Here is a 22,258-nt window from a genome sequence, read left to right on the forward strand (position 1 = left end):
CCCATGCAAGCGGTTCAGCAAGAGATTGCCCAGGCGCTGAAGGTACAGCCGCCGTTCGCCGACGCCGCCGCGCTCGAGGCCGAAGTGGCCCGGCGCGTGGCGTTCATCAAGGATTGCCTGGCCAACGCCCGGCTCAAGACCCTGGTGCTGGGCATCAGCGGCGGCGTCGACTCGCTGACCGCCGCCCTGCTCGCCCAACGCGCCATCAACGAGCTGCGCGCCGAAACCGGCGACAAGGCCTACACCTTCATCGCCGTGCGCCTGCCTTACCAGGTCCAGCATGACGAGCATGACGCCCAGGCGTGCCTGGAAGTGATCAAGGCCGACGAAGTGCACACCGTGGATATCGCCCCGGCAGTACGGGCGCTGGCGGCTGAAGTGGTGGAGTTGAAGAACGGCTCGCCGACGCTTGTGGACTTCGTGGTCGGCAACGTCAAGGCGCGTACCCGCATGGTCGCCCAGTACACCATCGCCGGTGCACGCGCGGGCCTGGTGATCGGCACCGACCACGCCGCCGAGGCGGTGATGGGGTTCTTTACCAAGTTCGGTGATGGTGCCTGCGACCTGGCGCCGCTGAGCGGGCTGGTGAAGAACCAGGTGCGGGCGATTGCGCGCAGCTTCGGTGCGCCGGAGTCATTGGTGGAAAAGGTCCCGACTGCGGACCTGGAAGACCTGGCGCCGGGCAAGCCGGACGAAGCCTCCCATGGCGTGACCTACCAGCAGATCGATGCCTTCCTGCATGGGCAGCCGGTTGACCAGGAAGCGTTCGACATTATCGTCGCCACCTACCGCAAGACCCAGCACAAGCGCGAACTGCCGTTCGCCCCTTGATAAGGCTATAGACGGACCTGTGGGAGCGGGTTCACCCGCGAATGCCATGGTGAAGCCACCGACGCATTCGCGGGTGAACCCGCTCCCACAGGGCTCACCGTCAGCCTTTGATTACTTGACGACGACCTTGCCTTTCATCATCGAGATGTGGCCCGGGAAGGTGCAGAAGAAACTGTAGTCGCCACCGGCTTCCAGCTTGGAAGTGTCCAGGCTGATGCTGGCTTTTTCGCCAGCGCCGATCATTTTGGTGTGCCCGATGATCGCTGCGTTGTCAGCCTTGATGTAGTCCTTGTCCAGGCCTTGCGACATACCTTCGGTGGCGATTGCCTGCATGTCGGCAGTCTTGCTGATCACCAGGTTATGGCCCATTACGTTCTTCGGCAGGCTGCCACCATGGGTCAGTTCGATTTCAACGGTCTTGCAGCTCTTGTCGACAGTGAATTCCTTGGTGTTGAACGACATCTGGTCGGTCGAGTCGACGGTGACTTTGCACTCGGCTGCGAAGACAGAAGCGCTGGCGAGGGTCAGCAGGGATACCGCTACAGCTTTCGCAAACATCATGAATCTCCTTGGCAGGGTTTTATCAATTGCGAGACTGCCTGAAACCGTTCAGCCCCTTGCTGATATGGGTCAAGGGGCTGTCAAGAGGCCAGCCAGTAGAATTGTTCAATGGATTGTATACAACCAATTCAAGGGCACATCATGCCCTTTTATTGGACGATGGGACAACCTCTCATTTAGGAGCAATACGAAATGACCCTTGGTAGCCTGATGAACAGCCTGCTGGCGGCCTACGCCCATGGAGCGACCGGCGCCATCTGCGAATTCTCCCGACCGGAGTGAAACCAGCCTTGGAACTGTAGGACATGGGCCTTACCCTGTCAGCCTGAGTGACTGGAGATGAGCAATGCCCGTACGTTCCGTTTGTGTGTTCTGCGGCGCCAGCATTGGTGCCAACCCTGCCTACCGTGAAGCGGCCATCGCGCTGGGCCAGGCGATTGCCCGTCGCGGCCTGACCCTGGTCTATGGCGGTGGCGCGGTTGGCCTGATGGGCACCGTCGCCGACGCGGCCATGGCGGCCGGTGGCGAAGTGATCGGGATCATCCCCCAGAGCCTGATGAATGCCGAAATCGGCCACAAGGGCCTCAGCCGCCTGGAAGTGGTCGACGGCATGCACGCGCGCAAGGCACGCATGGCCGAGCTGAGCGATGCCTTCATCGCCCTGCCCGGTGGGCTGGGTACGCTGGAGGAGTTGTTCGAGGTATGGACCTGGGGGCAATTGGGCTATCACGCCAAGCCGCTGGGGCTGCTGGATGTGAACGGCTTCTACGAGAAGCTGGGCGGGTTCCTCGACCATATCGTCGAAGAAGGCTTCGTGCGGCCGCAGCATCGGGCGATGTTGCTGCTGGGGCAGCAGCCTGATGAGCTGTTGGACGGGATGGACAGCTTCGTTGCGCCGGTGGCGCCGAAGTGGGTCGACAAGAAGCCTGACTGAAGCTGAGATTTTTGGGACCGCTTTGCGGTCCATCGCGACACAAGGCCGCTCCTACACCGACCGTGAGCCCCCCGGAATTGGCGGGTTTGCACGGTCATTGCAGGAGCGGCCTTGTGTCGCGATGGGCTGCAAAGCAGCCCCAAGAATCGCCCAGTTAACGCGGGATCACTGGCTGACGCGGCTTCTTGTTGCCCTTGCCACCCTTGGCCGCTTCCTTGCGCTCCTTGGCCGCCTGCTGGTTACGCGCAAACGCTTCGGCCTTGGCTTTTTCACGCTTGTCCCACGGCTTGCTGCCATCACTGCCACGCGGCGGCAGGCCGGTGTGCTGGGTAAGAACCTTCTGCTCCTTGCCCACCTTGTGGCTACCCGCAGGGGTCGAGTTCTTGCGGCGTGCACTCTGGTAGGTATCGGTCTGCGGCTGGTGCAGCGGGATCAGCTGGTGCTTGCCCGGCCCGATCAGGTCGGCGCGGCCCATGCGCTGCAACGCCTCACGCAGCATCGGCCAGCCCTTCGGGTCGTGGTAACGCAAGAACGCCTTGTGCAGGCGGCGCTGCTCCTCGCTCTTGACGATATCCACACCTTCGCTCTTGTAGGTCACCTTGCGCAGCGGGTTCTTGCCCGAGTGGTACATGGCCGTGGCCGAGGCCATCGGCGACGGGTAGAACGCCTGCACCTGGTCGGCACGGAAGCCGTTGCCCTTCAGCCACAGGGCCAGGTTCATCATGTCTTCGTCGGTGGTGCCCGGGTGCGCGGCGATGAAGTACGGGATCAGGTACTGCTCCTTGCCCGCCTCTTTCGAGAACTTCTCGAACATGCGCTTGAAGCGGTCATAGGTGCCGATGCCCGGCTTCATCATCTTGTCCAGCGGGCCACGCTCGGTGTGCTCCGGGGCAATCTTCAGGTAACCGCCGACGTGGTGGGTGACCAGTTCCTTGACGTACTCCGGCGACTCCACCGCCAGGTCATAACGCAGGCCAGAGGCAATCAGGATCTTCTTCACACCCGGCAGGGCACGAGCCTTGCGGTACAGCTCGATCAGCGAGCTGTGGTCGGTGTTGAGGTTTTCGCAAATGCCCGGGAACACGCACGACGGCTTGCGGCAGTGCTTCTCGATGTCATGGCTCTTGCAGGCGATGCGGTACATGTTGGCAGTCGGGCCGCCAAGGTCGGAGACCACGCCGGTGAAGCCCGGCACCTTGTCACGCATCTCTTCGATTTCGTGCAGGATCGACTCGTGCGAGCGGTTCTGGATGATGCGGCCTTCGTGCTCGGTGATCGAGCAGAAGGTGCAGCCACCAAAGCAGCCACGCATGATGTTCACCGAGAAGCGGATCATCTCGTAGGCCGGGATGCGCTCCTTGCCGTAGGCCGGGTGCGGCACACGGGCATAGGGCATGCCGAACACGTAATCCATTTCCTCGGTGCTCATGGGGATGGGTGGCGGGTTGAACCACACATCCACTTCGCCATGCTTCTGCACCAGGGCGCGGGCGTTGCCCGGGTTGGTCTCCAGGTGCAGCACCCGGTTGGCATGGGCATAGAGTACCGGGTCGTTACGCACCTTCTCGAACGACGGCAGGCGGATCACCGACTTTTCCCGGGTCATGCTCGGGCTGTCGAGAATCTGCACGACCTTGGCTTCGTTCGGGTCCTCCTGGTCGCCCTTGGCCTGCTCGATGGCACAGGCCTGGGTGTCCTGGGTGTTCACGTACGGGTTGATGATCTTGTCGACGCGGCCCGGGCGGTCGATGCGGGTCGAATCGATCTCGTACCAGCCCTGAGGCGTGTCACGGCGCACGAAAGCAGTGCCGCGCACATCGGTGATGGTCTCGATCTTCTCGCCGTTGGACAGGCGCTGGGCCACCTCGACCACCGCGCGCTCGGCGTTGCCGAACAGCAGGATGTCGGCGCTGGCATCGATCAGGATCGAGTGGCGGACCTTGTCCTGCCAGTAGTCGTAGTGGGCGATGCGGCGCAGCGAGGCCTCGATGCCGCCAAGCACGATCGGCACATGCTTGTAGGCTTCCTTGCAGCGCTGGCTGTACACCAGGCTGGCGCGGTCCGGACGGCTGCCGGCCAGGCCACCAGGGGTGTAGGCGTCGTCGGAACGGATCTTCTTGTCCGCGGTGTAGCGGTTGATCATCGAGTCCATGTTGCCCGCGGCCACGCCGAAGAACAGGTTCGGCTCGCCGAGCTTCATGAAGTCGTCTTTCGACTGCCAGTTCGGCTGGGCGATGATGCCCACGCGGAAGCCCTGGGCCTCCAGCAGGCGGCCGATGATGGCCATGCCGAACGACGGGTGGTCGACGTAAGCATCACCGGTCACGATGATGATGTCGCAGGAATCCCAGCCGAGCAGATCCATCTCCTCCCTGCTCATCGGCAGGAAAGGTGCTGGCCCGAAGCATTCGGCCCAGTACTTGGGATAGTCGTAGAGTGGTTTGGCTGCTTGCATGTCAGTGACCGGTTCTGGTGTGCAGGGAAATCGCGGGCGCGGAATATAGCACAAATTTTGACCAAATCCGACTGGATTCGTGGGGATTGGTGGGGTGGGCGACGGTTGGGGCGGGTCGGTAAATGCCTTGAAACCTGTGGGAGCGGGTTCACCCGCGAAAGGGCCCGCTCAGGCGACATATCACTGAAGCCTTACAGTGTGCATTTGCCCTGCACCGGGTTGTCTTCAGGTAAAGGGGGATCGAGGGGTGGATCGGGGACAATCTTGAGCACGACAGGGCCAGTCCGCCCCGAAAACCACCGCAATACCGCAAAGGCGGTAAGAAGCTATTTCAGAAATGGCCTAAGCGCAACGGGAAAGATCTGGTTATTTCCTAGCAAACCGGTCAGAAACCGTAGCGCGTCTCGCAAGGCTTTCGCCTTGAAACCTGCCAGGGCCGCCAGGTGCATACCGACAGGTTTGCCGCACCTGTCAAATCGAGTGCCGCCCGCGCGGAGCTTCGCGAACGAAGCTGGGTCTTTATCGGCTTTACGACGCCCCCTGAGCGCGCTTCCAGATTTGATAGACGATTCTGAGCCTAGCATTTTTGTCAGTACCGCGAAGCCAACTGCAGAGGTACAGTTGAAACTGTAAAGTTACTAGCAGTGAGGATAAAATATGCGCCTCTTTTATTGCAACGATATTTTGTCACATATTGCATATACATTCACGAACGAATCAATCTTCAGGCACGGTCGATACAACCTCTCGCTAAAAGACCAGCAGAACACTCAATGGCTTCTGAGCACTGATTCTTTTAATACCCCATTTCTCACCAACGCCCCGAACCAAGGTATATCTTACCGCTACAGCGCTTTCGGATTCAGCGCCCCCTCTAACAACGAATGGGGTTTTAAAGGCGAGCGGAAAGACCCTATCAGCAACGGTTACCTACTTGGAAATGGTCGCAGGCTCTACAACTCGACCATCATGCGCTTTGCTAGCCCAGACCCCTTAAGCCCACTCTCCAAAGGCGGCCTTAACTACTACGCATTTACACTGAACGACCCCATTAACAACAGTGACCCAACCGGCCTGTTCACTCAACCCATACTTCGATTTTTCGCTAAACTTAACCCGAAGAAAACGTATCGCGGCGATATACTATGGCAATATGATGGTATAACTGCATTCGCTGATAAGCGTCGAACAGACGGCAATCTCGACACCATTTACATCCTGAGCCATGGCGAGGCAGGTGTATTAACGGGAAACGAATTCAACCACTCAGCCTTGGATATTTTCGTCAGACTGAAACAAAAGGGTATTGAAATGCGCGGCAGACAAACACATTTCTTAGCCTGCTACTCTGCTACACCTGAGTCTTACGGAGGGTATTCAGTCGCTGATGAAATGGCCAAATTAACAGGCGCACAATCCTCAGGGTACGATGGCCGCGTCAGTGTCGTCGATGAAATCGACAAAAGTGGAAAAATCCTCAGCCACCGCCTCAGCAACCCATTAATTAATTTTATTGGGCTAGGCACAGCAACTAAAGTCAGGCGGGGCAACATAAGAAATCCCCACAAAACTGAAAATACGGGGCCTGGCGGCAGACACTGGTAGTATCTGCACTCAGCATGCATAACGTGTTCGCAGTTCACGCCCCACTGGCTGACCGCTTTAATTAAGCTAGTGGTTATCACTCATCATCATCAAAGTTATACATCCCTGGCGCAAGGTTCTCGAAGCGGGTGTACTTACCGATAAACGCCAGGCGCACGAAGCCGATGGGGCCGTTACGCTGTTTACCGATGATGATTTCCGCCACGCCCTTGTGCTCGGTCTCGGGGTGGTACACCTCGTCGCGGTACACGAACATGATCACGTCGGCGTCCTGCTCGATCGCACCGGATTCACGCAAGTCGGAGTTCACCGGGCGCTTGTTCGGGCGCTGCTCCAGGGAGCGGTTCAGCTGCGACAGGGCGATGACCGGGCAGTTGAACTCCTTGGCCAGGGCCTTGAGCGAGCGGGAGATCTCGGAAATTTCGTTGGTCCGGTTGTCGCCGGCCGAACCCGGGATCTGCATCAGCTGCAGGTAGTCGACCATGATCATGGCGATTTCGCCATGTTCGCGGGCCAGGCGACGGGTACGGGCGCGCATTTCCGAGGGACTGATGCCGGCGGTATCGTCGATGAACAGCTTGCGGTCGTTGAGCAGGTTCACCGCCGAGGTCAGGCGCGGCCAGTCGTCGTCGTCCAGCTGGCCGGAACGCACCTTGGTCTGGTCGATACGGCCCAGGGACGAAAGCATACGCATGATCAGCGATTCACCTGGCATCTCGAGGGAGAACACCAGCACCGCCTTGTCGGTACGCAGTACGGCGTTTTCCACCAGGTTCATGGCAAAGGTGGTCTTACCCATCGACGGACGGCCAGCGACGATGATCAGGTCGGCAGCCTGCAGGCCACTGGTCTTCTCGTCGAGGTCGGTGAAGCCGGTGGACACGCCGGTGATGTCACTGTCGGAGTTGAACAGCGTGTCGATGCGGTCGATGGCCATGGTCAACAGTTCGTTGACCCCCACCGGGCCGCCGGTTTTCGGGCGGGCCTCGGCGATCTGGAAGATCTGCCGCTCGGCGTCGTCGAGAATCTCTTCGGCGTTGCGCCCTTGCGGGTTGAACGCGTTGTCGGCGATATCGGTACTGATGCTGATCAGCTGGCGCAGGGTGGCGCGCTCGCGAATGATCGCGGCGTAGGCCTTGATGTTGGCTACCGACGGGGTGTTCTTGGCCAGCTCGGCCAGGTACGCCAACCCACCGACTTGCGAAGAAAGGCCTTCCTTGTCCAACTGCTCGTGCAGGGTCACCACGTCGAATGGCTGGTTGGCGTCGGCCAACTTGTGCACGGCACGGAAGATCAGGCGGTGGTCATGCCGGTAGAAGTCGCCATCCGATACCTGGTCCAGCACCCGCTCCCAGGCATTGTTGTCCAGCATCAGGCCACCGAGCACGGCCTGTTCGGCCTCGATGGAATGCGGCGGTACCTTCAGGGCTGCGGTTTGCAGGTCTAGCTGTTCGGAGGTGGTGATCTCGTTCATGGCCACGAAAGAATTCTGGAGGATGAAAAAGACAAAGGGCACGGCCTGTCGAAAACAGGACCGTGCCCGATGTTAACCGCCTGACCCACAAGGAGCCAGCCAGTCAGCGCAGCTTAGGCAGCTACGACGACCACGCGTACGGTGGCTTCAACGTCGCTGTGCAGGTGCACGGCTACGTCGTATTCGCCAACCTGACGGATGGTGCCGTTCGGCAGACGAACTTCAGCCTTGGCCACTTCAACGCCGGAGGCGGTCAGGGCGTCAGCGATGTCGTGGGTGCCGATCGAACCGAACAGCTTGCCTTCGTCGCCAGCGGTGGCAGTGATGGTCACTTCCAGCTCGGCCAGTTGGGCAGCGCGGCTTTCAGCCGAAGCTTTCTTGTCAGCAGCTGCTTTTTCCAGCTCGGCGCGACGCTCTTCGAACGCAGCCAGGTTGGCGGCGTTGGCAACGGTGGCCTTGCCGAATGGCAGCAGGAAGTTACGGCCGTAACCAGCCTTAACTTTTACTTTGTCGCCCAGGTTGCCCAGGTTAGCGACTTTTTCCAGCAGGATCAGTTCCATTTGGTAAAACCTCTTAACTTTTAACCTTCACCGTTCGCGGAGTCATTCCCCTTGGGGGACTTGCGACCGCGAAAATCAATCAGGCTGTCGACAATGGCCAAAACCACCAGCAACGGATAAATCAGCTGCATGATCAGCGGCAACGTCACGTACATGCCCACCAGCCAGAAACCGGCCAGTCGCCCCTGCGCCACCAGCCCGTGCATCAAGGCGATGCCGGCCAGCACCAGTACCAGGCTCGAGGCCGATGCCAGGACGATGAACTGCGGCCCGATGAACGGGGCCACCACCATCACTGCCACCAAGACCGCCATGGTCTGTTTCGGCAACCTCAGCGCGCGAAACTCGCGACCGAAGCCTCCAGGGTTGTACAACGCTGCCTGCCAGTAGCGCGCCAGCACCAGGGCCAGCACACTGAACAATTGCACCGTCACTGCTGTGGAAGCGACCAGCACAGGGCGGATCAGCTCACCGGAGAGCACCGGTTGCCCCTCGATTTTCGGCATGGCTTCGGCAAACGCCTTGGCCAGCACATCGAAGGTTTGCGCCAGCGCCAGATCGAGCACGAGGCTGAAAGCCACGGCGAACACGGCACTGACCAGCAACACCCGGCTCCAGGGATGCTCGGCGCGCAACAGCGCAGCCAGGCCCAAGGCACCCGCAATCACCAGAAAGGTGATGGGATCGCCCATGACCCACACGGCCAACCCGGCCAGCAGGCCGCCGGCGATGACCGTTGTAGCATCCTTGAACCCACGCCGCAGCAGCACAAGGCTGCCAGCAGCGGCACTCAACCAGAACAGCAGCGGCAGTACCGCGCTGATGACCACCACCAGGGTGGCCTGCACACGACCGCGCATGATGAAACTTGCTAACGCTCGCATGCTAATCCCTTACTGCTTGTCGACGACCCGGTCTCAGCGGCCGTGGCTGTCGGTGTAGGGCAGCAGGGCCAGGAAGCGGGCGCGCTTGATAGCGGTAGCCAGCTGACGCTGATAACGAGCTTTGGTACCGGTGATACGGCTTGGAACGATCTTGCCGGTTTCGGATACGTAAGCTTTCAGGGTGTTGAGATCTTTGAAGTCGATCTCTTTCACGTCTTCAGCAGTGAAGCGGCAGAATTTACGACGACGGAAGAAACGTGCCATTTAATAGGCTCCTCTAAAGGTCCGTGGATTACTCGTCAGCGTTATCGCTGGAGTCGCTGTCATTGCTGTCGTCGCCGTCGGCGGATTCAGCATGCTCAGGACGCTCACGACGCTCACGGCGCTCGCTGCGGTTTTCTTCAGCCTTCAGCATCTCGGACTGGCCGGTAACGGCTTCGTCGCGACGGATGACCAGGTTACGGATAACGGCATCGTTGTAGCGGAAGTTGTCTTCCAGCTCGGCCAGGGCCTTGCCGGTGCACTCAACGTTCAGCATCACGTAGTGAGCCTTGTGAACATTGTTGATTGCGTAGGCCAGTTGACGACGGCCCCAGTCTTCCAGGCGGTGGATCTTGCCACCATCTTCTTCGATCAGCTTGGTGTAACGCTCAACCATGCCGCCGACTTGCTCGCTCTGGTCCGGGTGAACCAGGAAGATGATTTCGTAATGACGCATGAATGCTCCTTACGGGTTAGTAGTCTGCCAGCGAATCTGGTCAGACAAGGAGTGAATGACACTGTATGTCTTGCACGGAGGGGAGGCACATGCGCGCCTGCCAGCTCGGCAAGGGGCGCAATTGTAGAGAAGGCGAGGCGTACAAGCAAGGTGATTGGTGAATATTTGAACAGCCTGAAACACATTACAGACTGCCGGCCCTTTCGCGGGTAAACCCGCTCCCACAGATACCCCACAGGGCTTAGGCCTTGTGCGATCCCTGTGGGAGCGGGTTTACCCGCGAAGAGGCCGGTACAGGCTGAAGATCAGCGCTTGGCCTGACGCTGACGCACAGCCTCGAACAGGCACACGCCAGTCGCCACCGACACGTTCAGGCTGCTGACACTACCGCCCATCGGCAACTTCACCAGGAAATCGCAATGCTCGCGGGTCAGCCGGCGCATGCCCTTGCCTTCCGCGCCCATGATCATCACCAGCGGCCCGGTCAGGTCCTGCTGGTAGATTTCCTGTTCGGCCTCGCCGGCGGTACCTACCACCCACAGGCCACGCTGCTGCAGTTTTTCCAAGGTGCGCGCCAGGTTGGTCACGGCCACCAGCGGGATCACCTCCGCAGCGCCACAGGCCACCTTGCGCACGACCGGCGTCAGGGTTGCGGACTTGTCCTTGGGCACCACCACTGCCGTGGCACCGGCGGCATCGGCGGTACGCAGGCAGGCGCCAAGGTTGTGCGGGTCGGTCACGCCATCCAGCACCAGGATCAGCGGGGGTGTTTCGGTGCGTTCGAGCAATTCCTCGAGCATCAACTCGCCCCAGACCTGGCTCGGGCTCACCTCGGCGACCACACCCTGATGCACGCCCTCTACCCAGGCATCCATCTCACGGCGCTCGGCCTGGCCGACCGCCACGCGATTTTCCGCGGCCAGCGCCAGCAGCGCCTGCAGGCGCGGCTCGCTGCGCCCTTCCGACAGCCAGATCTGCTTGACCCGCTTCGGATGGTGCTGCAGCAATGCCTGCACGGCGTGCACGCCGTAGATCTTTTCCAGCTGACTCATGACTTGCTCTTGCTCTTGCGTGGCGCGCCGGACTTCGACGGGCCTTTACGGTGCTTGGTCGGCTTGCCGGATGCCTTGCCACCCTTGTCCGACTTGCTGCTGGCATGGCCGCCACTGCGCGCCTCGCTCATCAGCGCCTTCTTCATTTCGCGGCTCTTGCGTACTTCGGCGTTACGCTGCACAGCGTCTTTCGGGAAGTACGCCTCGGCGGTCTCGCTCTTGCGGCTGCGCGGCTTCGGCGTGGCCTTGGCCTCGACCGGGGCCTGCTCGGCCTGGCCGGCAGCCGGTGCGGCGCCACGTTGCTTGCGGCCGATCGGGGCGGCGAGGGTCTTTTCCGACACTTCGAAGTCGATCTTGCGCTCGTCGAGGTCGACGCGCATGACCTTGACCTCGATCGTGTCGCCCAGGCGGAAGCTGCGCCCGGTACGCTCGCCAGACAGGCGGTGGTGCACCGGGTCGAAGTGGTAGTAGTCGCCCGGCAGCGCACTGACGTGCACCAGGCCTTCCACGTAGATATCGGTCAGCTCGACGAACAGGCCGAAACCGGTCACCGCGGTGATCACACCCGGGAAAGTCTCGCCCACGCGGTCCTTCATGAACTCGCACTTGAGCCAGTTGACCACATCACGGGTGGCTTCGTCGGCCCGGCGCTCGGTCATCGAGCACTGCTCGCCAAGCTGCTCGAGGGTGTTCTCGTCGTACGGGTAGATGCGCGCCTTGGGGATGCTCATGGCGCCGGCACGCTTGACGTGCGGGGTTTCGACCCTGGAACGGATGATGCTGCGGATGGCGCGGTGCACCAGCAGGTCCGGGTAGCGACGGATCGGCGAGGTGAAGTGGGTGTACGCCTCGTAGTTCAGGCCGAAGTGGCCGTTGTTGTCGGTGCTGTACACCGCCTGGCTCAACGAGCGCAGCATCACGGTCTGGATCAGGTGGAAGTCCGGGCGCCCGGCGATGCTCGCCAGCAGTGCCTGGTAATCCTTCGGCGACGGGTCCTTGCCCTTGTGCAGGGTCAGGCCCAGTTCGCCCAGGAAGGCGCGCAGCTTTTCCAGACGCTCCGGCGGCGGGCCGTCGTGCACGCGGTACAGGGCCGGCACGCCATGCTTCTGCAGAAATTCGGCGGTGGCCACGTTGGCCGCCAGCATGCATTCCTCGATCAGCTTGTGGGCGTCGTTGCGCACGGTCGGGCGGATTTCCGCGATCTTGCGCTCGTCACCGAAGATGATGCGGGTTTCCTGGGTCTCGAAGTCGATCGCGCCACGGGTGTGACGGGCCTCCACCAGCACCTTGTACAGGTTGTACAGGTTCTTCAGGTCCGGCACGACTGCCTTGTACTCCTCGCGCAGCGCCTTGCCCTCACGGGTGCGGGAGTGCTCGAGCATGCTGCTGACCTTGTTGTAGGTCAGGCGGGCGTGGGAGTGGATGACGCCTTCGTAGAACTGGTAGTCGACCATCTGGCCGGCTTTGTTCATGGTCATTTCGCAGACCATGGCCAGGCGATCGACATGCGGGTTCAGCGAGCACAGGCCGTTGGACAGCTCTTCGGGGAGCATCGGTACCACGCGCTCGGGGAAGTACACCGAGTTGCCGCGCTGCTGGGCCTCGACGTCCAGGGCCGAGCCCAGGCGCACGTAGCTGGACACGTCGGCAATGGCCACATACAGGCGCCAGCCGCCGGAGAACAGGCGCAGCTTGCCCAGCGGCTCGCAATAGACGGCGTCGTCGAAGTCACGGGCGTCCTCGCCGTCGATGGTGACGAACGGCAGGTGGCGCAGGTCGACGCGCTTCTCCTTGTCCTTCTCTTCGACTTCGGAGCGGAACTTGCGCGCTTCCTTGATCACGTCTTTGGGCCAGACATGCGGGATATCGTAGCTGCGCAGGGCAACGTCGATTTCCATGCCCGGCGCCATGTAGTTGCCGATGACCTCGACCACATCGCCTTGCGGCTGGAAGCGCGGGGTCGGCCAGTGGGTGATCTTGATCTCGACGAACTGGCCGATCTTGGCACCGCCGTTGCGCCCGGCGGTGACCAGCACTTCCTGCTGGATCTTTGGGTTGTCCGGGGTCACGTAGCCGATACCGCCTTCTTCGAAGTAACGGCCGACCACGCTTTCGTGGGCACGGGAGATGATTTCGACCAGCACGCCTTCACGGCGGCCACGGCGGTCGACGCCAGATACGCGGGCCAGGCCGCGGTCGCCGTCGAACACCAGGCGCATTTGCGACGGGCTGAGGAACAGGTCTTCGCTGCCGTCGTCCGGAATAAGGAAGCCGAAGCCGTCGCGGTGACCGGAGACGCGGCCGCAGATCAGGTCCAGCTTGTCTACCGGGGCATAAGTGCCGCGCCGGGTATAGATAAGCTGGCCATCGCGCTCCATTGCACGCAGGCGGCGGCGCAGGGCTTCGATCTGGTCTTCGTCGTAAAGACCGAACTCGGCCGCCAGCTCCTCGCGTGCGGCCGGTTCGCCACGGTCGGCGAGGCGCTGCAGGATCAGCTCACGGCTGGGAATGGGGTTGTCGTATTTTTCCGCTTCGCGAGCGGCCTCGGGATCGAGGGATTGCCAATCGGCCATCAGAAGGGGTTCACCTTGGGGTATATAGATATGAATTCTGGCATAGGCGTATTGAAACCGGAAATGTCAGCCTTGGACAGCCCCACCGGCGCCTCCGGCGAGCAGGAATAGGCCTGCGGAATCAACAAGTTGAATTTTTTGAAATTTTTTTTGCTTGGGGGGTTTACAGCCCCCCGGACCGTCCGTATAGTGCGCACCACAACGACGGACAACCCCGAAGTTGTAGTAGAGATGAGCGGCGCTGTAAAGCATCAAGTAATCTCGAATGTGTGCCCAGGTGGCGGAATTGGTAGACGCGCTGGTTTCAGGTATCAGTGGCTTAACGGCCGTGGAAGTTCGAGTCTTCTCCTGGGCACCAAATATTTTCAAGTAACAGATGACCAAGGATCTGTTACTACTGTGTGAAAGCGAACGATAGTCGCCTTCTTCAGATGATGTAAAGCTTTGCCCAGGTGGCGGAATTGGTAGACGCGCTGGTTTCAGGTATCAGTGACTTAACGGTCGTGGAAGTTCGAGTCTTCTCCTGGGCACCATACAAAAACCCACTAGCTTGCTAGTGGGTTTTTTCTTGCCTGCGATTTTTGTATCCCTCCTCTTTCGGTCATAGGTGCAAACCTGTGCCGGCCTCTTCGCGGGCACGCCCGCTCCCACAGAATCATCACAGGCCTTCCGGCTAGTGAAATACCTGACACCTTCAGACTCTTGCACCATGGTCTGACCATGAATTTCTCGTCACCCGGCCACTTGAGAAACGATTTCGTTTACCATTGTTTCCAAATATGTAGCCGTAAGCGAGGAAGTACCCGCATGACGATCCGCCCGCAACCGCTGATGCGTACCTTGGCCGCCGCCGTGCTGAGCCTGGCCATCGGCGCTCCGGCCGCCATGGCAGACGCACCGGTCACCCTGACCATGTACAACGGTCAGCACAAGGAAATCGGCGAGGCCATCGCCAAGGCCTACGAGGCCAAGACCGGCATCCACATCGATATCCGCAAGGGCAGCAGCAACCAGCTGGCCAGCCAGATCATCGAGGAAGGCGAGCGCTCGCCGGCCGACATCATCTATACCGAAGAGTCCCCTCCCCTGAACAACCTGGGCGAACTGGGCCTGCTGGCGAAGATCGATGACGCCACCGCGAACATGATGCCCAAGGAGTATGTTGGCGCCAACGGCACCTGGATGGGCATCACCGCCCGTACGCGTATCGTCGTGTTCAACCCGAAGAAGGTCGACGAGAAAGACCTGCCGACCACAGTGATGGACTTTGCCAACCCCGAGTGGGAAGGCCGCGTCGGCTATGTGCCCACCAGCGGCGCCTTCCAGGAACAGGCCGTAGCCATCCTGAAGATGCACGGGCGAGAAGCCACCGAAGAATGGCTTACCGGCCTGAAGGCATTCGGCAAGACCTACACCAACAACATGGTCGCCCTCAAAGCCGTGGAAAAAGGCGAAGTGGCTGCGGTACTGGTGAACAACTACTACTGGTACGCGCTTGAGCGCGAGCGCGGCAAGCTGGACACCAAGCTCTACTACCTGGCCGATGGCGATGCCGGCAACCTGGTCACCATTTCCGGCGCAGCCGTGGTCAAGGCCAGCAAGCACCCGAAAGAAGCCCAGGCCCTGCTCAACTGGATGGCCAGCGAAGAAGGCCAGCGCGTGATCACCCAGACCACCGCCGAGTACCCGCTGCACAAAGGCATGGTCTCCGACCGTGGCCTGAAGCCGTTCGAAGACCTGCGCCCACCGAAGATCTCACCAGCCGACCTGGGCAATGCCGAGGAAGCGATCGAGCTTGAGCGCGAGGTCGGCCTGCTCTGATGACTGCCGCCCTGTCCGAGCCGGTGCCGGTACGCTTCGTACCGCGCCGCAAGCGCCCCTCTGTCTGGGTGGTGCTGCCTGTGCTGTTCCTGGTAGCGATGAGCTTGCTGCCCTTGCTGTACGTTGCCATGAAAGCCTGGGAGGCTGGCTGGCGCGAAGCCTTGCACCTGCTGTGGCGGCCGTTTGTCTGGGGGCTGATGCGCAACACCCTGATGCTGATGGTCGGGGTGACGCTGACCTGCATGGTGGTCGGCCTGGCCCTGGCCTGGCTGCTTGAGCGCAGCAACCTGGCCGGCCGTCGGCTGTGGGGCGTGGTGCTGTGCCTGCCGTTCGCCGTGCCGTCGTTCGTCAGCAGCTTCACCTGGGTGTCGCTGAGCTCGGACTTCGAAGGGCTGGGCGGGGCGATCATGGTCATGGCCCTGTCCAAGTACCCACTGGTGTTCCTGCCGGTAGCCGCGACCCTGCGCAACCTCGATACCTCGCTGGAGGAATCGGCACGTACGCTGGGCTGCAGCCGCTGGGGCGTATTCATCAAGGTCACCCTGCCGCTGCTATGGCCATCGATGCTGGGCGGCGCGCTGCTGATCGCCCTGCACATGCTGGTGGAGTTCGGCGCCTTGTCGATCCTCGGCTTGCAAACCTTCACCACGGCGATTTACCAGCAGTTCGAACTGGAGTTCAGCAATGCCAACGCGGCCATGCTGTCCGCCGTACTGTTGGCGATGTGCCTGGTGATGCTGTGGCTTGAACTGCGGGTACGCGGCAAAGCCCGTCATGTGCGCATCGGCCAGGGTGTGGCGCGGCGAGCACAACCGGTGCGGCTGCGTGGCTGGGCAGTGCTGGCGCAACTATTCTGCGTGGGCCTGGCGGTGTTGGGCAGCGGTATTCCGCTGGCCATGCTCGGCTACTGGTTGAGCGTGGGTTCATCGGCGGCATTCCCTGTGGCAGCCATTTCCAAGGCGCTGTTCACCTCGTTGTCGGTGTCGCTGGGGGGGGCCGGTTTCTGCGTGTTGCTAGCCCTGCCAATCAGCTTCCTGGTGGTGCGCTACAAGGGCCGCCTGGCAATCTGGGCCGAGCGCCTGCCATACCTGTTGCACGCCCTGCCCGGCCTGGTGATTGCCCTGACCCTGGTGTTCTTCGCCCTGCATTACGTGCCGGCGCTGTACCAGACCACGGCACTGTTGCTGCTGGCCTATGCGCTACTGTTCCTGCCGCTGGCGCAGTCGCCGGTGCGCACCGCACTGAACAAGGCTTCACCTACCCTGGAGGAAGCGGCACGGACCTTGGGCGCGAGCAGCTTTGCCGCGTTCTGCCGGGTGACCCTGCCGATCATCTTCCCGGCCATGGCGGCAGCCTTTGCCCTGGTGTTCCTGGATGCCATGAAGGAACTGACAGCTACCTTGCTGCTCAGCCCGACCGGCATGACCACCCTGGCCACCGAGGTGTGGGCGCACACGGCCAACGTCGAGTTCGCGGCGGCAGCGCCTTATGCGGCGTTGTTGATTGTGGTTTCGGGGTTGCCGGTGTATCTGCTGACTACGCGGATGTACCTGAACAAGGCGTAACCTTCTTCGCGGGCTTGCCCGCTCCCACAGATACCGCGCAGCCCTGCTGCCCACAAAGGCAAGGGCCCTGTGTCGCGATCGATGTGGGAGCGGGCATGCCCGCGAACACCGGCGAAGCCGGTGCCATCCACCGTGTCGCCTGCTTTGCGGGCACGCCCGCTCCCACAATGATCGGGTCAGGCTCTGAATTGGCCCAGACTGGCACGCAGCTGTGCCGCCAGGTCATCCAGCACCTTGCTGCTGGCGGTGGTCTGCATCACCACCTCGGCCGAGCGTTCGGCCTGGGCGTGTATGGTTTCCACCCGTCCACGCACTGCCTGCGCCCCGCTCGCCTGCTGCTCGGCCGCCCGGGTGGCCAGGCCGATGGCCGCGTGCACCTGCTCCACCGCTGCCTGCACCGACTGCTGGCGGCGCTCGTTGTCACGCAGCACCAGCAGCCCTTCGCTGGCCTTGAGCCCGGCCTGGCTGATGGTGGCCACGGCCTCCTTGGCCCCCTTCTGCAGCGCGGCGATATGCGCCTGGATATCGCCCGTGGAACTTTGCGTCTTGCTCGCCAACGCCCGCACCTCATCGGCCACCACGGCAAACCCGCGCCCGGTTTCGCCAGCACGGGCGGCTTCGATGGCCGCGTTCAAGGCCAGCAGGTTGGTCTGCTCGGCGATGCCGTGGATAACCGTCAGCACCACTTCGATCTGCTCACTCTGTTTGGCCAGGCGCTCGATCACCTGGGAGCCGGCCTCCACCTGCCCGGCCAGGTTTTCGATCAAACCGGCTAGCTGGGTCGATGTGCGGCTGTTTTCATCAGTTGCCTGGCGGATATCCACCACCTGCTGCAGGGCGGCCTGCATCGCGTGGCTTTCAGCCTGGGCCTCGTCGGCCATGCTCGACAGGTCGCGCAGGCTGGCCGCCACTTCGTCGCGTTGCAGTGCAGCGGCAGCATCGGCACCGGCATTGCGCTGGGCCATCGCGCCAATCTCAACGCCGGTGCGCTGCGCCACCTCGCCCGCCTCGCGCACGATGGGTTGCAGCTTGTCGACAAAGCGGTTCACCGCCGAAGCCATGTCGCCAATTTCGTCGCGGCTGTCGAGGGGCACACGCTTGGTCAGGTCGCCTTCACCAGCCGCCAGGTCATCGAGGGCAGCAATCAGCAGGCGCAGCTTGCTCAGCACCCGGCGGCCAAGCACCACAGCCACCACCACCAGCACACCCAGGCCGACCAGCATCAGGCCCAGGCCGATGCGCCAGCGCAGTTCGGCGGCAGCATCACGCACGGTCTGTGCGGTATTGGCCTGCATCGCGGCTGCGCTGCCCTGCGCCTTTTCAAGGCGCTCGCGCAAGGTCTTGCCACTGTCAGCTGCAGCACCGACCAGGCTGTCGCCGACCAGTTGCTCGCCGCTGGCGATCAGTGCGGCGAAGCGCTGGTCGAGGGCCTTGAGCTCTTGGTCGATGCCGGCGGTGGAAACGCCCATCACCACCTTGCCGATTTCTGCACCATTGGGGTTGATCGAGGCCTCGACGAAGTACACCGCCGGGTCGCGCCGGGCCGCGTCGATCACCTTGTCCAGCGCACGCTCGCCCTGGCCTTTGTCCATCAATGCCTGGTTGATCGGGTTTTGCCGGTTCAGGTAGCGAGTCAGGTGCTGGCCCTGGGCGTCGTCGTAGACCACGAACAGCACGTTGGGGTTGCGCTGCGCACGCCGGGCGAAGTCGGAGAGCACCGGCACGTCGTTGTCCCATATCGCCCGCGGTGCGACCGACGCCAGCAGCTCGGCCATATCGTTGGCGGAGTCCTTGAGGTTCTTTTCCAACGTGCTGCGCAGCTGCTGCTGCTCGCTTTGCAGGCGCGCCGACAAACCTACGCTCAAGCGCTGGCGGGTGCTGCTGGAGAGGCTGTCGAGGCCTGAGCGCACGTCTTGCCCGGCTTGCTCCAGCTCACTGGCGAGCTGGCGGCTGTCATTGCCCAGGCGTTCGCCCAGGTCGGCTTCCAAGGCGGTGACCGTGCTTCGGGTAAGCGCAACGGCGACCAGCACCTGCACCAAAAGAGCGATACCAAGGGCAACAAACACAGGCCGCAAAAGGCGGCTTCGTAACAGTGAGAGGATGGCAGACACGGTGTAACCCTCGTGTTTTCTGGCGCCACTATTTTGATGGCATCTTCAGAAACTTCTTACAGCAAGGGTTGTGCCGGGGGCAGCAGGGAAATGTGCCAAGGTCTAGCAATGAGGTTGCCCGCACGGGCCTCTGCGCGGGTGAACCCGCTCCCACATGGACCGCGCAGGTACTGAGGACTGTGCAGGACCTGTGGGAGCGGGTTTACCCGCGAAAGGGCCGGGACAGGCATACCCCACAAATGAAAACGCCGCAGCCCCTTTCAGGGCCACGGCGTCAGATCAGCCGGGAAGGCAGATCAGGCGAACGGATGACGCAGAACGATGGTCTCGTTGCGGTCCGGGCCGGTGGAGATGATGTCGATCGGCGCGCCGATCAGCTCTTCGATGCGCTTGATGTAGGCGCGAGCGTTGGCTGGCAGTTCTTCCAGGGTTTTCACGCCCAGGGTCGACTCGCTCCAGCCTGGCATCTCTTCGTACACCGGCTCCAGGCCGATGTAGCTGTCGGCATCGGAAGGCGCGTCGATGACGGCACCGTTCTCGTTCTTGTAGCCAACGCAGATGTTGATGGTTTCCAGGCCATCCAGTACGTCCAGCTTGGTCAGGCAGATGCCCGAGATGCTGTTGACGTCGATGGCGCGACGCAGGATCACGGCATCGAACCAGCCGCAACGGCGCGCACGGCCGGTGGTGGAGCCGAACTCATGGCCACGCTTGGCCAGGGTAGCGCCAGTCTCGTCGAACAGTTCGGTCGGGAACGGACCGGAACCTACGCGAGTGGTGTAGGCCTTGGTGATACCCAGGATGTAGTCCAGGTACATCGGGCCAACGCCAGAACCGGTGGAGATACCGCCAGCAGTGGTGTTGGAACTGGTGACGTACGGGTAGGTACCGTGGTCGATGTCCAGCAGCGAGCCCTGAGCACCTTCGAACATGATGTCCTTGCCGGCGCGACGCAGGTTGTGCAGCTCGGCGGTGACGTCGAGCATCATCGGCTTGAGCTGTTCGGCGTAGGCCATGCATTCGTCCAGGGTCTGCTGGAAGTCGATGGCCGGCTCTTTGTAGTAGTTCACCAGCTGGAAGTTGTGGTAGTCCAGCAGCTCACCCAGCTTGGCGGCGAAACGCTCGCGGTGGAACAGGTCGCCCACGCGCAGGCCGCGGCGTGCGACCTTGTCTTCGTAGGCTGGGCCGATACCACGGCCGGTGGTGCCGATCTTGGCTTCGCCACGGGCTTTTTCGCGGGCCTGGTCCAGGGCAACGTGGTACGACAGGATCAGCGGCGCAGCCGGGCTGATGCGCAGTCGCTCGCGCACCGGTACACCCTTCTCTTCCAGCTTGGTGATTTCACGCATCAGGGCATCCGGGGCAACGACCACGCCGTTGCCGATCAGGCACTGTACGCCTTCACGCAGGATGCCGGACGGAATCAGGTGCAGAACGGTCTTTTCACCGTTGATCACCAGGGTGTGACCCGCGTTGTGGCCACCCTGGTAGCGCACTACGGCGGCAGCATGTTCGGTCAGCAGATCGACGATCTTGCCTTTGCCCTCATCACCCCACTGGGTGCCCAGGACGACGACATTCTTACCCATTACATTGGTCCTCATTCACGCAAACTTGGTTGCCGGCCTACTGCCGGCGCAGAAACTCACTGGGCCAGCGGCAGAACCTGCCAGCGCCCGTCTTGCTGAATCAATTGCCGATCACAATCCGCCTCGAGAGCAGCACTCAACGGCTGGCCAGGCAGGGCCTGGACCACACGCTGGCCCTCGTTGCGCAACTGGCAGACTTGCTGCCAGAGGGCCGCGTCGCCACTGTCCGGCATCCAGATGCCGCCAGTTGGCAATACGACCTCCGCTCGCCCCAGTGTGACCAGGGTCTTCAAATCCGTGGAGAAACCGGTGGCCGGGCGGGCCCGGCCGAAATCGGCGCCGATGTCGTCATAGCGCCCGCCCTGGGCGATCGATTGACCTTCGCCCGGCACGAACACGGCGAATACCACGCCAGTGTGATAGTGGTAACCGCGCAGCTCGCCGAGGTCGAAGTACAGCGGCAGGTCCGGGAAGCGCGACGCCAGGCGATCGGCGATCGCCAGCAGGTCGTCCAGCGCCGCCAGCACGCTGGCCGGGGCACGGCCCAGGCGCACGCGGGCTTCGGCCAGCACTTCGCGGCCACCGCACAGCTCGACCAGCGCGCGCAGCATGTTGCCCAGGTCCTTCGGCAGGTCGGCGGTCAGCACCTGAACTTCATCCACGGCCTTGCGCTGCAGGGCGTCGAACAGCTGCTGCTCGACCGCACCGGACAGGCCGGCAGCACGGGCCAGGCCGCGGTAGATACCGACGTGGCCGAGGTCCATGTGCACATCCGGCACATCGGTCAGTTGCAGCGTGGCGAGCATCAGGCTGATGACTTCGACATCGCTGGTGGGGCTGGCGTCGCCGTACAGCTCGGCACCCAGCTGGATCGGGCTGCGCGAGGTGGACAGGGCACGCGGCTGGGCGTGCAGCACGCTGCCGGCATAGCACAGGCGGCTCGGGCCTTCACGGCGCAGGGTGTGGGCGTCGATACGTGCCACCTGCGGGGTGAAGTCGGCGCGGAAGCCCATCAGGCGGCCGGACTGCGGGTCCACTACCTTGAAGGTGCGCTGATCCAGGTCCTGGCCGGCGCCGGTGAGCAGCGACTCCAGGTACTCGATATGCGGGGTGACGACCAGTTCGTAGCCCCAACTCTGGAACAGGTCCAACACCTGGCGGCGCGCGATCTCGATGCGCGCAGCCTCAGGTGGCAGTACTTCCTCGATGCCATCTGGCAGCAGCCAGCGGTCTACCGTTGCCATTACGCCATTTCCCCTCTGGTCCGGGCGGCTTGCCAGCAGGCTAGCCGTCAGTAAAGCCGGTATCGCGCACAGCAGCGGGCAGCACTGATCCCAGCGCAGCCACCGTACCCGACACCCTCGAATTGCCTTGCGACCTGACCAAACCGTCAACTGGCGGTTTGCCAATCAACCTTGCAGACGCAAAAAAGCCGGGAAATTTCCCGGCTGCCTCATCATACACCCCTTTTCATTCAGGATGCACCCCGCCTGGTGTTTTAGCTGCCAGGCGGGGCGCCGCTGCA

17 protein-coding genes, 2 tRNA genes and 1 pseudogene are annotated in these 22,258 nt (G+C 62.0%); 7 read left to right on the forward strand and 13 right to left on the reverse strand.

The window, feature by feature from the left end; translation table 11 throughout:
• Window positions 1–3: 3 nt before the first annotated feature.
• Entirely contained in the window at window positions 4–831 is an 828-nt protein-coding gene (gene nadE / locus C163_RS23355) for an ammonia-dependent NAD(+) synthetase (protein ID WP_013974414.1), read from the forward strand.
• A gap of 111 nt (window positions 832–942) precedes the next feature.
• Here the strand turns inward: nadE and azu are convergent, their stop codons facing one another.
• Window positions 943–1,389 carry an azurin gene (azu, locus tag C163_RS23360; RefSeq protein ID WP_025340818.1) on the reverse strand — a complete coding sequence of 149 codons (447 nt, stop codon included), beginning with the start codon at window positions 1,387–1,389 and terminating at the stop codon, window positions 943–945.
• Between the two features lie 349 nt (window positions 1,390–1,738).
• Between azu and C163_RS23365 the strand changes: the two genes are divergently transcribed.
• Window positions 1,739–2,326, forward strand: a complete 588-nt coding sequence (locus C163_RS23365) for a TIGR00730 family Rossman fold protein (protein ID WP_025340819.1) — start codon at window positions 1,739–1,741, stop codon at window positions 2,324–2,326.
• Between the two features lie 154 nt (window positions 2,327–2,480).
• On the opposite strand, the gene C163_RS23370 is transcribed toward C163_RS23365, so the two are convergent.
• Entirely contained in the window at window positions 2,481–4,781 is a 2,301-nt protein-coding gene (locus C163_RS23370) for a YgiQ family radical SAM protein (protein ID WP_025340820.1), read from the reverse strand.
• Between the two features lie 657 nt (window positions 4,782–5,438).
• Between C163_RS23370 and C163_RS26870 the strand changes: the two genes are divergently transcribed.
• The gene (locus tag C163_RS26870) at window positions 5,439–6,386 is read left to right on the forward strand and encodes an RHS repeat-associated core domain-containing protein (RefSeq protein ID WP_081742324.1); all 948 of its coding nucleotides are present in this window, start codon (window positions 5,439–5,441) and stop codon (window positions 6,384–6,386) included.
• A 76-nt stretch (window positions 6,387–6,462) separates the two neighbouring features.
• On the opposite strand, the gene dnaB is transcribed toward C163_RS26870, so the two are convergent.
• The 7 genes from dnaB to rnr all read right to left on the reverse strand — a co-directional run bounded on the left by dnaB (window position 6,463) and on the right by rnr (window position 13,647).
• Window positions 6,463–7,860, reverse strand: a complete 1,398-nt coding sequence (gene dnaB, locus C163_RS23375; RefSeq protein WP_009681285.1) for a replicative DNA helicase — start codon at window positions 7,858–7,860, stop codon at window positions 6,463–6,465.
• A 113-nt stretch (window positions 7,861–7,973) separates the two neighbouring features.
• Window positions 7,974–8,420 (reverse strand): 50S ribosomal protein L9, encoded by a 447-nt coding sequence (gene rplI, locus C163_RS23380; protein WP_003249568.1) that lies wholly within the window; start codon window positions 8,418–8,420, stop codon window positions 7,974–7,976.
• 20 nt (window positions 8,421–8,440) lie between these two features.
• On the reverse strand, window positions 8,441–9,304 hold the full coding sequence (locus C163_RS23385; protein ID WP_025340821.1) for a hypothetical protein: 864 nt from the start codon (window positions 9,302–9,304) through the stop codon (window positions 8,441–8,443).
• A gap of 33 nt (window positions 9,305–9,337) precedes the next feature.
• Window positions 9,338–9,568 (reverse strand): 30S ribosomal protein S18, encoded by a 231-nt coding sequence (gene rpsR / locus C163_RS23390; protein ID WP_003249563.1) that lies wholly within the window; start codon window positions 9,566–9,568, stop codon window positions 9,338–9,340.
• 28 nt (window positions 9,569–9,596) lie between these two features.
• Window positions 9,597–10,022, reverse strand: coding sequence for a 30S ribosomal protein S6 (rpsF, locus tag C163_RS23395; protein ID WP_013974420.1), 426 nt, complete (start codon window positions 10,020–10,022; stop codon window positions 9,597–9,599).
• A gap of 305 nt (window positions 10,023–10,327) precedes the next feature.
• A complete protein-coding gene (rlmB, locus tag C163_RS23400) occupies window positions 10,328–11,074 on the reverse strand; it encodes a 23S rRNA (guanosine(2251)-2'-O)-methyltransferase RlmB (protein WP_003259007.1) in 747 nt (248 codons plus the stop codon).
• Window positions 11,071–13,647, reverse strand: a complete 2,577-nt coding sequence (rnr, locus tag C163_RS23405; RefSeq protein WP_025340822.1) for a ribonuclease R — start codon at window positions 13,645–13,647, stop codon at window positions 11,071–11,073. Before rnr ends, rlmB begins: the two co-directional genes overlap by 4 nt.
• Before the next feature lie 271 nt (window positions 13,648–13,918).
• On the opposite strand from rnr, the gene C163_RS23410 reads away from it, so the two are divergent.
• The 4 genes from C163_RS23410 to C163_RS23425 all read left to right on the forward strand — a co-directional run bounded on the left by C163_RS23410 (window position 13,919) and on the right by C163_RS23425 (window position 17,033).
• Window positions 13,919–14,005: transfer RNA gene (locus C163_RS23410), tRNA-Leu, on the forward strand.
• An 88-nt stretch (window positions 14,006–14,093) separates the two neighbouring features.
• Window positions 14,094–14,180: transfer RNA gene (locus tag C163_RS23415), tRNA-Leu, on the forward strand.
• A 274-nt stretch (window positions 14,181–14,454) separates the two neighbouring features.
• Window positions 14,455–15,468 (forward strand): extracellular solute-binding protein, encoded by a 1,014-nt coding sequence (locus C163_RS23420; RefSeq protein ID WP_013974422.1) that lies wholly within the window; start codon window positions 14,455–14,457, stop codon window positions 15,466–15,468.
• Window positions 15,468–17,033 (forward strand): iron ABC transporter permease, encoded by a 1,566-nt coding sequence (locus C163_RS23425; RefSeq protein WP_013974423.1) that lies wholly within the window; start codon window positions 15,468–15,470, stop codon window positions 17,031–17,033. Before C163_RS23420 ends, C163_RS23425 begins: the two co-directional genes overlap by 1 nt.
• A gap of 176 nt (window positions 17,034–17,209) precedes the next feature.
• On the opposite strand, the gene C163_RS27790 is transcribed toward C163_RS23425, so the two are convergent.
• The 4 genes and pseudogenes from C163_RS27790 to C163_RS23440 form a co-directional block, all read right to left on the reverse strand.
• Window positions 17,210–18,094 carry a methyl-accepting chemotaxis protein gene (locus C163_RS27790; RefSeq protein ID WP_371034222.1) on the reverse strand — a complete coding sequence of 295 codons (885 nt, stop codon included), beginning with the start codon at window positions 18,092–18,094 and terminating at the stop codon, window positions 17,210–17,212.
• Between the two features lie 21 nt (window positions 18,095–18,115).
• Window positions 18,116–18,808 (reverse strand): annotated as a pseudogene (locus C163_RS27795) (methyl-accepting chemotaxis protein); the annotation flags it as partial.
• Window positions 18,809–19,440: 632 nt separating this feature from the next.
• Window positions 19,441–20,733, reverse strand: coding sequence for an adenylosuccinate synthase (locus C163_RS23435; RefSeq protein WP_013974430.1), 1,293 nt, complete (start codon window positions 20,731–20,733; stop codon window positions 19,441–19,443).
• Between the two features lie 56 nt (window positions 20,734–20,789).
• Window positions 20,790–21,977: an ATP phosphoribosyltransferase regulatory subunit gene (locus C163_RS23440; RefSeq protein WP_013974431.1), complete on the reverse strand. Its 1,188-nt coding sequence runs from the start codon at window positions 21,975–21,977 to the stop codon at window positions 20,790–20,792.
• Between the last annotated feature and the right edge of the window lie 281 nt (window positions 21,978–22,258).

Origin of the sequence: Pseudomonas sp. FGI182, from assembly GCF_000511325.1 — a bacterium.
GTDB classification, from domain to species: Bacteria; Pseudomonadota; Gammaproteobacteria; order Pseudomonadales; family Pseudomonadaceae; genus Aquipseudomonas; species Aquipseudomonas putida_Z.

Coding starts and splice junctions, on each gene's coding strand:
- nadE (WP_013974414.1), top strand. CDS start 4: ATGCAAGCGGTTCAGCAAGAGATTGCCCAGGCGCTGAAGGTACAGCCG.
- azu (WP_025340818.1), bottom strand. CDS start 1,389: ATGTTTGCGAAAGCTGTAGCGGTATCCCTGCTGACCCTCGCCAGCGCT.
- C163_RS23365 (WP_025340819.1), top strand. CDS start 1,739: ATGCCCGTACGTTCCGTTTGTGTGTTCTGCGGCGCCAGCATTGGTGCC.
- C163_RS23370 (WP_025340820.1), bottom strand. CDS start 4,781: ATGCAAGCAGCCAAACCACTCTACGACTATCCCAAGTACTGGGCCGAA.
- C163_RS26870 (WP_081742324.1), top strand. CDS start 5,439: ATGCGCCTCTTTTATTGCAACGATATTTTGTCACATATTGCATATACA.
- dnaB (WP_009681285.1), bottom strand. CDS start 7,860: ATGAACGAGATCACCACCTCCGAACAGCTAGACCTGCAAACCGCAGCC.
- rplI (WP_003249568.1), bottom strand. CDS start 8,420: ATGGAACTGATCCTGCTGGAAAAAGTCGCTAACCTGGGCAACCTGGGC.
- C163_RS23385 (WP_025340821.1), bottom strand. CDS start 9,304: ATGCGAGCGTTAGCAAGTTTCATCATGCGCGGTCGTGTGCAGGCCACC.
- rpsR (WP_003249563.1), bottom strand. CDS start 9,568: ATGGCACGTTTCTTCCGTCGTCGTAAATTCTGCCGCTTCACTGCTGAA.
- rpsF (WP_013974420.1), bottom strand. CDS start 10,022: ATGCGTCATTACGAAATCATCTTCCTGGTTCACCCGGACCAGAGCGAG.
- rlmB (WP_003259007.1), bottom strand. CDS start 11,074: ATGAGTCAGCTGGAAAAGATCTACGGCGTGCACGCCGTGCAGGCATTG.
- rnr (WP_025340822.1), bottom strand. CDS start 13,647: ATGGCCGATTGGCAATCCCTCGATCCCGAGGCCGCTCGCGAAGCGGAA.
- C163_RS23420 (WP_013974422.1), top strand. CDS start 14,455: ATGACGATCCGCCCGCAACCGCTGATGCGTACCTTGGCCGCCGCCGTG.
- C163_RS23425 (WP_013974423.1), top strand. CDS start 15,468: ATGACTGCCGCCCTGTCCGAGCCGGTGCCGGTACGCTTCGTACCGCGC.
- C163_RS27790 (WP_371034222.1), bottom strand. CDS start 18,094: ATGGCTTCGGCGGTGAACCGCTTTGTCGACAAGCTGCAACCCATCGTG.
- C163_RS23435 (WP_013974430.1), bottom strand. CDS start 20,733: ATGGGTAAGAATGTCGTCGTCCTGGGCACCCAGTGGGGTGATGAGGGC.
- C163_RS23440 (WP_013974431.1), bottom strand. CDS start 21,977: ATGGCAACGGTAGACCGCTGGCTGCTGCCAGATGGCATCGAGGAAGTA.